The sequence below is a fragment of the Pseudomonas sp. NPDC087626 genome, assembly GCF_044743405.1.
Taxonomy (GTDB): domain Bacteria; phylum Pseudomonadota; class Gammaproteobacteria; order Pseudomonadales; family Pseudomonadaceae; genus Aquipseudomonas.
This window is the reverse complement of the sequence record NZ_JBIUWJ010000038.1, coordinates 1-11,971: the sequence shown is the minus strand read 5'-3', so window position 1 is coordinate 11,971 and position 11,971 is coordinate 1. Positions and strand designations below refer to the sequence as shown.

Below are 11,971 nucleotides of genomic sequence, written 5' to 3'. Positions count from 1 at the left end.
TCAGGTGGCGGTGGCCGGTTGGCGAATGCCCAACCGGCTGATCCACACCGCCGCCAGTATCACCAACCCGCCCAACAGCAGCCGTCCCAGTTCTTCGTGCTGGTTCCAGATCAGCAGGTTGAGCAGCAAGCCCACCGGCACGTGCAGGTTGTTCATTACCGCCAGGGTCCCGCCGTTGACCAGGCAGGCGCCCTTGTTCCACCAGTACAGGCCCAGCGCCGTCGACACCAGCCCGAGAAACAGCAGCACGGCCCATTGCAGCGGGGCTTCGGGCAGGAAGTTGCTTTTGCCGAACATCAGGAACGCTGGCAACACCACCAGCAAGGCGCCCAGGTAGAAATAGCCAAATCGTCGGTAGTGCGGCAGGTCACTGGGGTGCCGCGCCACCAGGTGCTTGTACATCACCTGCCCCGCGGCGTAGGTGAAGTTGGCCAGTTGCAGCAGCAGGAAGCCCATGAGGAAGTCCGGGCTGATGCGGTCGTAGCGGATCACCGCGGCACCCAGCACCGCCACCAGCGCTGCCACCAGTGCCCAGGGGTTGAAGCGGCGGTTCAGCGCATCTTCGATCAAGGTCACGTGCAGGGGAGTAAGGATAGTGAACAGCAGCACTTCCGGCACCGTCAGCACACGAAAGCTCAGGTACAGGCAGACGTAGGTCACGCCGAACTGCAAGGCGCCGATCACCAGCATCCCGCGCATGAACGCCGGTTCCACCGAGCGCCAGCGGGTCAGCGGAATGAACACCAGCCCGGCCAGGACCACCCGCACCAGCACCGCAAAGTAGCTGTCGACGTGACCGGCCAGGTATTCGCCGATCAAGCTGAAGGAAAACGCCTGGATCAGCGTGACAAAAAGTAGATAGCCCATGTTCGCCTCATTTTTCAATGGCGGCGACGATAACGGGTTTTGGACCTGATCGCGAACACCCAACCAACACAAACCTTGTGGGACAAACCGGCTTGCACAGCTGGTACACGCTGGCCAGCCGGCAAATTCCAGGCAAAAAAAAGCCCGATCTCGCTAAAGCGTGCAATCGGGCGGGAGCACTCAGGAGCAACAAGTGCAAAGGGAGGTTCGATGCGCATGCAACCTTGAAGGGGTACGCCAGTTCACTAGACCATCCAGCGATTATCTGGCGATTAACATATCAAGCCACTTTGGCCAGCTTGGCGTTAGCCTGGTCCAGGCCCTTGGCCTGGAAGTCGCCACCCAGGTTCATGCCTTCGGCATGAATAAAAGTGACGTCGTGGATACCGATGAAGGCCATGACCTGACGCAGGTAGGGTTCCTGGTGATCGCTGTTGCTGCCAGCGTAGATCCCGCCGCGAGCGGTCAGCACATAGGCACGCTTGCCGCTGAGCAAGCCTTGCGGGCCGGTGGCGGTGTACTTGAAGGTAACCCCGGCACGCAGCACATGGTCGAGCCAGGCCTTGAGGGTGCTGGGGATCGCGAAGTTGTACATCGGCGCGGCCATTACCAGGACATCGGCGGCCAACAGTTCGTCGGTCAGCAGGTTGGAGCGCTCCAGCGAAGCCTGTTCGCTGTCAGTGCGCTGCTCGGCAGGCTTCATCCAGCCACCCAGCAGGTTGGCATCCAGGTGCGGGACCGGCTGGCTTGCCAAGTCGCGGACGCTGATCGAGTCGGCCGGATGTGCGGCCTGCCACTGCTCGATGAAGGTCTGGGTCAGTTGACGGGATACCGAGTCTTGCTGGCGGGCACTGCTTTCGATGATCAGAACGCGGGACATGGGATGTAGCCTCCATCGGTGAATGCTGTAAGTCGATGGAGTGGAGATTAAACAGAGTCATATCGATGAAAAAGCGCAAATAACTGCTATAACCCATCAATAAATTCGTTTATAAGCACGTATGCTCAACCACAACGTCCCGCTGCCCATCATTTCGGGGTACAGGTCACCGTGAGGTAGAGCTTGATGATCTTGCGGCTGAACTTGGCCGACAGCTCGGCGCTGCGCCCCGGCTCGACACTGACTCGGCGGGTGCGTGGAGACTCCGGGCCATTGCGGAAGATCACCTTGCAGTCGGCAGCTTTATCGCCGTAGTTGTTCAGGGTAATGGAGCCCATGTCGTAGTCGGTGGCGTAGGTGGTGTAGTCAATCTTCAGATCATTGAGGTGTTTTTCAACATCGATGGGATAGGCAAACGCACTCAACGGCAACATCGCCAGCAGCACACAACAGATTTTTTTCATTCGGCAGCCTCCAATGGAAGCCGCCAGCTTAGGACAAGAGGAGCCCATCATGAAAGCGCCCCGCGTGACCCTTGATCAATGGCGCACGCTGCAGGCCGTGGTCGACCACGGCGGATTCGCTCAGGCGGCCGAAGTGCTGCACCGCTCGCAATCGTCCGTCAGCTATACCGTAGCGCGCATGCAGGATCAGCTCGGCGTGCCGCTGCTGCGCATCGACGGGCGCAAAGCGGTGCTGACCGAGGCCGGTGGCGTGCTGTTGCGGCGTTCGCGGCAACTGGTCAAGCAGGCCAGCCAGCTGGAAGACCTGGCCCACCACATGGAGCAAGGCTGGGAGGCTGAGGTGCGGCTGGTGGTCGACGCTGCCTACCCCAGTGCCCGGCTGGTCCGCGCGCTCACCGCGTTCATGCCGCAAAGCCGAGGTTGCCGCGTGCGCTTGCGCGAAGAAGTACTGTCCGGGGTCGAAGAGGTGCTGCTCGAAGGCGTGGCCGACCTGGCCATCTGTGGGTTCAGCATTCCCGGCTACCTCGGGGCAGAGCTGAGCGATGTCGAATTTGTCGCCGTGGCCCACCCCGAGCACTCCTTGCACCGACTCAATCGCGAGTTGAACTTCCAGGACCTGGAAAGCCAGTTGCAAGTAGTGATCCGCGACTCCGGCCGGCAGCAGCCACGCGACGTCGGCTGGCTGGGTGCCGAGCAGCGCTGGACCGTCGGCAGCCTGGCCACCGCAGCCACCTTCGTCAGCAGCGGCCTGGGGTTTGCCTGGCTGCCGCGACACATGATCGAGCGTGAACTCAAGGAAGGCGTGCTCAAGCTGCTACCGTTGGACCAGGGTGGCAGCCGCAACCCCAGTTTCTATCTCTACTCAAACAAGGACAAACCCTTGGGTCCGGCCACGCAGATCCTCATCGAACTGCTGCGCACCTTCGACACCGCGCCGCTGGATGCCCCGTTCGCCGCCCCAGAACAAGCCTGACAAGGAGTTGCGCCATGGCCTATTTCGAGCATGAAGGTTGCACCCTGCACTACGAGGAGTATGGCCACGGCACACCGTTGCTGCTGGTGCACGGACTGGGCTCGAGCACCCTGGACTGGGAGCAGCAGATTCCCCAGCTCGCGGCACACTATCGGGTGATCGTCCCCGATGTGCGCGGCCATGGCCGTTCCGACAAACCCCGCGAGCGCTACAGCATTGCCGGCTTCAGCGCCGACCTGGTGGCCTTGATCGAACACCTCAACCTTGGCCCGGCCCACCTGGTGGGACTGTCCATGGGCGGGATGATCGGTTTTCAGTTGGCGGTAGATCAACCGGCGTTGCTCAAGAGCCTGTCTATCGTCAACAGCGCACCCCAGGTCAAGCTGCGCAGTGCCGATGATTACTGGCAATGGTTCAAGCGCTGGAGCCTGATGCACGTGCTGAGCCTGGGCACCATCGGCAAAGCCCTGGGCGCCAAGCTGTTCCCCAAGCCAGAACAGGCTGGGCTGCGGCAAAAGATGGCCGAGCGCTGGGCAAAAAACGACAAACGTGCTTATCTCGCCAGCTTCAACGCCATTGTTGGCTGGGGGGTTGAGGAACGACTGTCACGAGTGACCTGTCCAACCCTGGTCATCAGCGCCGACCGCGACTACACCCCGGTGGCGCTCAAGGCGGCCTATGTCAAACTGCTGCCCGATGCGCGTCTGGTGGTGATCGACGATTCCCGCCACGCCACCCCGCTGGATCAGCCACACCGCTTCAACCAAACCCTGCTTGAGTTTTTAACCACAGTCGACACCACTACCCAGGATCACTGACCCATGCTGAAAAAAATCGCCCTCGTGGCCGGCTCCGTACTGTTCGCCGCCAACCTGATGGCCGCCGAAGCAGCCAAGGCTCCCCATGTACTGCTGGAGACCACCAACGGTCAGATCGAAATCGAACTGGACCCGGTCAAGGCGCCGATCAGTACCAAGAACTTCCTTGAGTACGTCGACAGCGGCTTCTACACCAACACCATTTTCCACCGGGTGATCCCGGGCTTCATGGTCCAGGGCGGTGGCTTCACCCCACAGATGGCGCAGAAAGACACCAAGGCACCAATCAAGAACGAAGCCAGCAACGGCCTGCACAACGTGCGTGGCACCCTGTCGATGGCCCGTACGTCCAATCCGGACTCGGCCACCAGCCAGTTCTTCATCAACGTCGCCGACAATGATTTCCTCAATCCGGGCCGCGATGCCGGCTACGCGGTCTTCGCCAAAGTGGTCAAGGGCATGGACGTCGTCGACATCATCGTCAACTCGCAAACCACCACCAAACAAGGCATGCAGAACGTGCCGATCGACCCGGTGCTGATCAAGTCGGCCAAGCGCATCGACTAAGCTGTACAGGGCGTCCTGAGCGGCAGCGGATGGTTGATCGCGCCGCTCGCATCAAAAAAAGGAGAGCCCGTACGCGGGCGTTTGACTGATGCTCTATCGCCGCTTCGAAAAACTCATCGATATCTTCCGTGAAGCCCCGACGGCGGCCCCGCCCGACCAGGTGCTGCCCTTCTATACCTACTACCTGCGCCAGGTCTGGCCCAGCTTCGTCGCGCTGCTGGTGGTGGGCCTGTTTGCCGCGTTGGTCGAAGTGGCGCTGTTCAGCTACCTGAGCCGGATCATCGACCTCGCCCAGGGCACACCGAATGCCGACTTCTTCAAGGTGCACGGTGCCGAGCTGGCCTGGATGGCCGTGGTTGCCCTGATTCTGCGGCCAGTGTTTGTCGGCCTGCACGACCTGCTGGTGCACCAGACCCTGAGCCCCGGCATGACCAGCATGATCCGCTGGCAGAACCACAGCTACGTGCTCAAGCAGAGCCTGAATTTCTTCCAGAACGACTTCGCCGGGCGCATCGCCCAGCGCATCATGCAAACCGGCAACTCGCTGCGCGACTCCGCGGTGCAAGCCGTGGATGCGTTGTGGCACGTGCTGATCTATGCCATCAGCTCTCTGGTGCTGTTCGCCGAGGCCGACTGGCGCCTGATGATCCCGCTGCTGACCTGGATCGCCGCCTACATCGCCGCCCTTTGCTACTTCGTGCCCCGGGTCAAGGAGCGCTCGGTGGTGTCGTCCGATGCCCGCTCCAAACTCATGGGGCGGATCGTCGACGGCTACACCAACATCACCACCCTCAAACTGTTCGCCCACACCAACTTCGAACAGCAGTACGCCCGCGAGGCAATCGCGGAACAGACCGAAAAATCCCAGTTGGCCGGTCGTGTGGTCACCAGCATGGACGTGGTCATCACCACCATGAACGGCTTGTTGATCGTCGGCACCACCGGCCTGGCGTTGTGGCTGTGGACACAGTCGCTGATCTCGGTGGGGGCGATTGCCCTGGCCACCGGCCTGGTGATCCGCATCGTCAACATGTCGGGCTGGATAATGTGGGTGGTTAACGGCATTTTCGAAAACATCGGCATGGTCCAGGACGGCCTGCAGACTATCGCCCAGCCGATCAGCGTGACCGACCGCGAACCGGCGCCCCGCCTGGAAGTGACTCGTGGCGAAGTGCGCTTCGAGCACGTGGCGTTCCACTATGGAAAAAAAAGCGGAATCATCAGCGACCTCAACCTGGTCATCAAGCCCGGTGAGAAGATCGGCTTGATCGGCCCATCGGGCGCTGGCAAATCGACCCTGGTCAACCTGCTGCTGCGCCTGTACGACGTGCAGGCCGGGCAGATCCTGATCGACGGCCAGAACATCGCCCACGTCGCCCAGGAAAGCCTGCGCGAGCGGATTGGCATGATCACCCAGGACACCTCGCTGCTGCACCGCTCGATCCGCGACAACTTGCTGTACGGCAAACCCGACGCCAGCGATGCCGAACTCTGGGAGGCGGCGCACAAGGCCCGCGCCGATGAATTCATCCCGCTGCTGTCGGACGCCGAAGGGCGGAGCGGCTTCGATGCCCACGTTGGGGAACGCGGGGTGAAACTGTCCGGCGGCCAGCGCCAACGGATCGCCATCGCCCGGGTGCTACTCAAGGATGCGCCGATCCTGATCATGGACGAAGCGACCTCGGCCCTCGACTCGGAAGTCGAAGCAGCAATCCAGGAAAGCCTGGAAACCCTGATGCAGGGCAAAACGGTGATCGCCATCGCCCACCGCCTCTCCACCATCGCCCGCATGGACCGCCTGGTAGTCCTGGAAAACGGCCAGATCGCCGAAAGCGGCACCCACGCCGAACTGCTCGCCCACGGCGGCTTGTATGCACGGCTGTGGCAGCACCAGACCGGAGGATTTGTCGGCATCGATTGAAATCGTAGCGAGCTGGCTTGCCCGCGATGGCGCCAGCACAGCCAACATCAATGACGCCTGACACACTGCCATCGCGAGCAGGCTCGCTCCCACAAACGCTGCTCGATATGCCCCCACAACCCACCAAAGCCCTTTACTCAGAGCCTCTGGGGTTTTTCCTCACACTGGCATTCCAGAAAAACCCTGCTTCACTCAGCAAAGGTTCTGGAGATGGTTCTGTAGTCCATCTGCGGAGGCACAAGGCAGCGTTAACTCGAAAGGGCACACTCTCATGTCTCTGTTAAAACGTTCGGCTACAGAGTTGGTAGGTACGTTCTGGCTGGTTTTGGGTGGTTGCGGCAGTGCGGTGCTGGCGGCGGGTTTTCCCGAGGTGGGCATCGGCCTGCTGGGGGTGTCACTGGCGTTTGGCCTGACGGTGCTGACCATGGCCTTTGCCATCGGCCACATCTCCGGTTGCCACCTCAACCCGGCAGTATCCCTCGGGCTGGTGGTCGGCGGGCGTTTCCCGGCCAAGGAACTGCCGGCCTACGTCATCGCCCAGGTGCTCGGTGGGATCATCGCTGCCGCCCTGCTCTACTTCATCGCCAGCGGCAAACCCGGCTTCGAACTGGCCAGCGGCCTGGCTTCCAACGGCTACGGTGAACACTCCCCCGGCGGCTACTCGATGGCCGCAGGTTTTGTCACTGAGCTGGTGATGACCGCGATGTTCATCCTGATCATCCTCGGTGCCACCGACAAGCGTGCACCCGCAGGCTTTGCCCCGATCGCCATCGGCCTGGCACTGACCCTGATTCACCTGATCTCGATCCCGGTCACCAACACCTCGGTCAACCCGGCACGCAGCACCGGACCGGCGCTGATTGTCGGCGGCTGGGCGATCCAGCAACTGTGGCTGTTCTGGCTGGCACCACTGCTGGGCGCGGTGATTGGCGGCGTGGTCTATCGCTGGCTGGGCAAAGAGGACAACTGAGCGGCGCGCTGACGCGAGGATCAGCCTTGTCGATAAGGCAAGGCGCTCCTCGCTTCCTCGGCATACCCCAGCACCCCGACGCGCTCACGCGCCAGGAAGTCCTGCACCGCCGACTTGAGTCCAGGGTGACGCAAGTAATGCCAGGAATGGGTGATCACCGGTTCAAAACCACGAATCAGCTTGTGCTCGCCCTGGGCACCGGCATCAAAGCGCTGGAACCCATTGGCAATCGCATAGTCCATGCCCTGATAAAAGCAGGTCTCGAAGTGCAGGCGGTCGAACTCCGCCAGGCAGCCCCAGTAACGACCATAAAAACTATCGCCGCCCACCAGACTGAAAGCCATGGCCACCGGCCGTGAACCTTGCTTGGCCAACACCACACGAATGGCTTGCGGCATACGCTCGGCCAGCAGGCTGAAAAACTCCCGGGTCAGGTAGGGTGTCTGCCGGCGCACGGCGTAAGTATTGGCGTAGCAGGCATAGACAAAATCCCACTGTGCCTGATCCAGTTGCCTCCCCTCCAGCCATTCAAACTCGATGCCCAGCCCCGCCACCTGCTCACGCTCCTTGCGCATCTGCTTGCGCTTGCGCGAACTGAGCACATCGAGAAAGTCCTGGAAGTCCCGGTAGCCGCGATTCTGCCAGTGATACTGGCAGCCGATGCGCTGCAACCAGCCCGGTTGCTGGGCCAGGGCGTCGTCGGTAAAGGCATCGGTGAAATTGATATGGGCGCTGGAGAGATCTTCGATCTCCAGATACCCCGGCAAGCTCTTGAGTAACTCGACACCATCCTGCCCATCGGCCGCGAGCAAGCGCGGGCCACTGACCGGACTGAACGGCACGGCGCTCAGCAGCTTGGGGTAATAGGCGATTCCCGCACGCTCACAGGCATCGGCCCAGGCATGGTCGAACACGTACTCGCCATAGGAGTGCCATTTGCGGTAACTGGGCAACGCTGCCAGCAAGCGACCGTCTTCGATGTGCAGCAGGTGTTCCGGCTGCCAGCCCGAGTGCGGGCCGAGGCTGGCACTGTCTTCCAGGCTGCTGAGAAAAGCATGCCGCAGGAACGGCTGAGTGTCGGGTACCAGGGCGTCCCACTCTGTCGGCGCAATGGCGGACAGACTGTCCAAAACATGTAACGGCATTCTGTTCCCCGCAGGCACAACCCCAAGACCTGCCGAGTATCGCCCATCCCTGAGGCTTGCCGAAATAAAAAAAACCCCGCCGAGGCGGGGGAAACGAAAGGAGCTTTAACGGATGAAGTAAGAGCTCGTGCTGCGGGTGCTGCGATTTAGAACACGTATTGCGCGCGGACCACGAAACCGTCGCCGTTGTCATCGCCAGTGCGCTGTGCCGGGGTCGTACCGCTGGCTGCGGTGGCGTTGGTGACCTTCTCGGTCTTGGCGTTGAGGTAGGCCGCGGAGATCTTCACTGCTTCGTTGGCGTACCAGTTGACACCCAGGGTGTGCACCTTGGCTTCGGCATCGCCGACGTCTCGGGTCAGGGTGGCAGTGGTGATGTTGTCGTCTTCGACGGTCAGGCTGTCGTAGCGATAGAACACTTCCCAGGCACCAATCGACTTGTTGGCCGGCTTGATTGCGTCGAACTTGCCGACTTTATAGCCGCGCGATTCGCCAGTCAGGGTGTAGGCGCCCTGTACGTAGAAGCCGTGGCCCTTGATGTCTTCATAGGCGCTGTCGTCGGCCTTGGTCTTGCGGGTAACGTATTCACCCTGGATCGAGGCCGGGCCCATGGCGAAGGCCGCTTCCAGACCCAATGCGTCGTCGCGGTCGAAAGAACCGGCTGGCGACGAGGAGCTGCCACCCAGCACCGGACGGTTGCCGTTGCTGCCCGCATCGTTGCCGCCCAGGGTTTCCACGCCACGCATGCCCATCCGGGTGCGATAACGGGAGTCGAAGGCCGTATCCGAGACATCGCGCGACGCCAGGTTCAGACCGAAGTGCAGGACATTGCCGGCATCGTGCATCGGGGCGAAGACAAAACGTCCGTTGACTTGCTTGACGCTGTTGCCGTCGGTGTCGTCGGTGTCCTTGCTGAACACGCCGGCGGAGGCATAGAACGACTCGGCAAAGGTGCTCGAGGCTTGCAGGCCCAGGCCATTCTGGTGACCGTTGGCCCAGTCGACCATGTCATAGGCCATGTTGCGCTCTGGCGCGGTGACCCACTTGGAGCTGGTGGCTTTTTCCAGGCCGAAGTCCGGGTCAAAACGACCGACCTTGATCGACACCGGCTTGAAGCCGTTGTAGGCCAGGGACGCTTCGTCGAAGTAGCCGTTGTCGGAGTCGCCGCTGTTGTGGGAGAAGTCGTAGCTGACGGTGTAGGCCCAGTCGGTGTAGAGCACACCGGACAGTTCCAGGAACGCGCGACGCAGGTAGGCCGCATCCGCAGTGTCACCATTCTTGGTGTAGATGCCGTCGAACTGGCTGTAGTCCGCCTGCACGCGGCCGCCCAGTTTGAAGCTGAATTCTTTATCGGTGGTTGCGACCTCGAGGCCGCCCTTGGTCTTGACTACGATATCGGCGCCGTCAGAGGTGACGGTGCCAGCGAAAGCCTGGGCGGTCACTGCCATGGCCAGTGCGCTGGCAGCAAAACCGGCGAAGTGCTTACGGATCATCGAAGAGTTCCCCTAATTGGTGGTCTAAAGCTGGAAACACGCGGTTCAGGCCCGCTTGTGTTGGGAGGGAATCTTGGCGAGGACGTATTGCAGGCAAGTTGCCATTAGATAAAGATTTGATGACAACGGAACTTTTTTACTTCGAATCGAAATAAATCTGCTACGCGTCGTCGAGCGGGCTGAAAGCCGTGAGATAGGGGGATTACGAGGGAGGCAAAGCGACAGCCTGCGGTGCGACCGCAGGCTGTGGGGGGCATTTTGCTAACGCAGGATCAGCGTTTGCGCAGAATCACGCTGCCGATCGAGTAACCGGCGCCAAACGAGCTGAGCACCGCCAGGGAGCCGGCAGGCAGATCATCCTGATGCTTGTGAAAAGCAATCACCGAACCGGCCGAGCTGGTGTTGGCGTAAGTGTCGAGGATCACCGGTGCCTCTTCTTCCGTGGCTTCACGGCCCAGCAGCTTCTTGACGATCAGGTGGTTCATGCTGAGGTTGGCCTGGTGCAGCCAGAAACGCTTGACGTCGCTGACGTTCAGGTTGTTCTCCTGCAGGTGGCTGCCCACCAGCTCCGCGACCATCGGGCAAACGTCACGGAACACCTTGCGGCCTTCCTGGACGAACAGCTTGTCGCGGGCACCGATGCCCTCTTCTGCTGCGCGGTTGAGGAAGCCGAAGTTGTTGCGGATGTTGTTGGAGAACTTGGTCAACAGCTTGGTGCTGACCACATCGAACTGGTACGGGGAGGTCGCCAGGTCCGCACGTTCGATGATCACCGCCGTGGCGGCATCGCCGAAGATGAAGTGGCTGTCGCGGTCACGGAAGTTCAGGTGACCGGTGCAGACTTCCGGGTTGACCATCAGGATGGCCCGGGCCTGGCCCAGTTGCACGCTGTTGGCCGCGGCCTGGATGCCGAAGGTGGCCGAGGAACAGGCCACGTTCATATCAAACCCGAACCCCTGGATGCCCAGCGCTTCCTGGACTTCGATCGCGATGGCCGGATAGGCGCGCTGCAGGTTGGAACAGGCGACGATCACCCCGTCGATGTCCGCGGCGGTCTTGCCGGCACGTTGCAGGGCTTGTTCGGCAGCGCCGATGGCCATCTGGCAGAGCACCGACCATTCGTCGTTGGAGCGCTCAGGCAGGCGTGGCGCCATGCGCGCGGGATCGAGAATGCCTTCCTTGTCCATGACAAAGCGGCTCTTGATCCCGGAAGCTTTTTCGATAAAGGCAGCGCTGGACTCGGTCAGCGCCTCGACTTCGCCACGCTCGATGGCCTGGGCGTTTTCGGCGTTGAACTGGGCGACGTAAGTATTGAAAGACTGCACCAGCTCTTCGTTGGAGATGCTGTTGGCCGGGGTATACAGGCCGGTGCCGCTGATGACGACGTTATGCATGCTCGTTTCTCTAATCTGTTCAGGCAGAAAGCATTGGCACCGACGTACCAATACATAAAGGGTCGTATCCCGTCAGTGGGCATCGACCTGGCGTCGCTTTATTCCGATCCGTCCTGGCCTGCAGACACGCAAAACCGCGGGACCGGCGTTTATAGGCGCGAAGTTTGCCATAAACCTCGGGGTTTGGCCCTATTGGCTGGATCAAACGGCCATCGACCCAACACTTTGCCGGTGGGAGCGGGCTTGCCCGCGATGGGCATAGGTATCTACGTGGACTTGCTCCCGTGGCGGCCTCTGGGCCGACCGGGGTGTGGGATTAGGCCGAGTACATATCCATTCTTGCGGTAACGGCCACCTATGGTTCCGCTCTTACAGCGGCTCACTTTTGGAGCCCAAAAGTAAGCAAAAGGCTCTTGCCCCACCACTCGGCACCTCGCTTGGGCTCGGTGTGCCCTCACTCCGGCTTGAATCCGTGGGCCGCC

The 11,971-nt window shown here is 61.2% G+C and carries 11 protein-coding genes; 5 read left to right on the top strand and 6 right to left on the bottom strand.

The features are described 5' to 3' along the window. The 3 genes from ACIOVD_RS24325 to ACIOVD_RS24315 form a co-directional block, all read right to left on the bottom strand. Entirely contained in the window at positions 1-867 is an 867-nt protein-coding gene (locus tag ACIOVD_RS24325) for a carboxylate/amino acid/amine transporter (RefSeq protein WP_159994308.1), read from the bottom strand. Between the two features lie 280 nt (positions 868-1,147). Continuing rightward, positions 1,148-1,747, bottom strand: coding sequence for an FMN-dependent NADH-azoreductase (locus ACIOVD_RS24320; RefSeq protein WP_095170916.1), 600 nt, complete (start codon positions 1,745-1,747; stop codon positions 1,148-1,150). A gap of 149 nt (positions 1,748-1,896) precedes the next feature. Beyond that, positions 1,897-2,211 carry a 3-phosphoglycerate kinase gene (locus tag ACIOVD_RS24315; protein WP_095170914.1) on the bottom strand — a complete coding sequence of 105 codons (315 nt, stop codon included), beginning with the start codon at positions 2,209-2,211 and terminating at the stop codon, positions 1,897-1,899. A 49-nt stretch (positions 2,212-2,260) separates the two neighbouring features. Here ACIOVD_RS24315 and ACIOVD_RS24310 point away from each other — a divergent pair, with 49 nt between their 5' ends. The 5 genes from ACIOVD_RS24310 to aqpZ all read left to right on the top strand — a co-directional run bounded on the left by ACIOVD_RS24310 (position 2,261) and on the right by aqpZ (position 7,460). After that, complete coding sequence (locus ACIOVD_RS24310) at positions 2,261-3,184, top strand: LysR family transcriptional regulator (protein WP_095170913.1); 924 nt, start codon at positions 2,261-2,263, stop codon at positions 3,182-3,184. A 14-nt stretch (positions 3,185-3,198) separates the two neighbouring features. Beyond that, positions 3,199-4,002 carry an alpha/beta fold hydrolase gene (locus ACIOVD_RS24305; RefSeq protein WP_095170911.1) on the top strand — a complete coding sequence of 268 codons (804 nt, stop codon included), beginning with the start codon at positions 3,199-3,201 and terminating at the stop codon, positions 4,000-4,002. Positions 4,003-4,005: 3 nt separating this feature from the next. Next, complete coding sequence (locus tag ACIOVD_RS24300; RefSeq protein ID WP_095170909.1) at positions 4,006-4,569, top strand: peptidylprolyl isomerase; 564 nt, start codon at positions 4,006-4,008, stop codon at positions 4,567-4,569. Positions 4,570-4,657: 88 nt separating this feature from the next. Then, entirely contained in the window at positions 4,658-6,490 is a 1,833-nt protein-coding gene (locus ACIOVD_RS24295; protein WP_095170907.1) for an ABC transporter ATP-binding protein, read from the top strand. 271 nt (positions 6,491-6,761) lie between these two features. Continuing rightward, positions 6,762-7,460 (top strand): aquaporin Z, encoded by a 699-nt coding sequence (aqpZ, locus tag ACIOVD_RS24290; protein ID WP_095170905.1) that lies wholly within the window; start codon positions 6,762-6,764, stop codon positions 7,458-7,460. 20 nt (positions 7,461-7,480) lie between these two features. Here the strand turns inward: aqpZ and ACIOVD_RS24285 are convergent, their stop codons facing one another. The 3 genes from ACIOVD_RS24285 to ACIOVD_RS24275 all read right to left on the bottom strand — a co-directional run bounded on the left by ACIOVD_RS24285 (position 7,481) and on the right by ACIOVD_RS24275 (position 11,489). After that, positions 7,481-8,605 (bottom strand): GNAT family N-acetyltransferase, encoded by a 1,125-nt coding sequence (locus ACIOVD_RS24285; protein WP_401130675.1) that lies wholly within the window; start codon positions 8,603-8,605, stop codon positions 7,481-7,483. 146 nt (positions 8,606-8,751) lie between these two features. Next, on the bottom strand, positions 8,752-10,095 hold the full coding sequence (locus tag ACIOVD_RS24280) for an OprO/OprP family phosphate-selective porin (protein ID WP_095170900.1): 1,344 nt from the start codon (positions 10,093-10,095) through the stop codon (positions 8,752-8,754). Between the two features lie 272 nt (positions 10,096-10,367). After that, positions 10,368-11,489 (bottom strand): beta-ketoacyl-ACP synthase III, encoded by a 1,122-nt coding sequence (locus ACIOVD_RS24275; RefSeq protein ID WP_159994302.1) that lies wholly within the window; start codon positions 11,487-11,489, stop codon positions 10,368-10,370. Between the last annotated feature and the right edge of the window lie 482 nt (positions 11,490-11,971).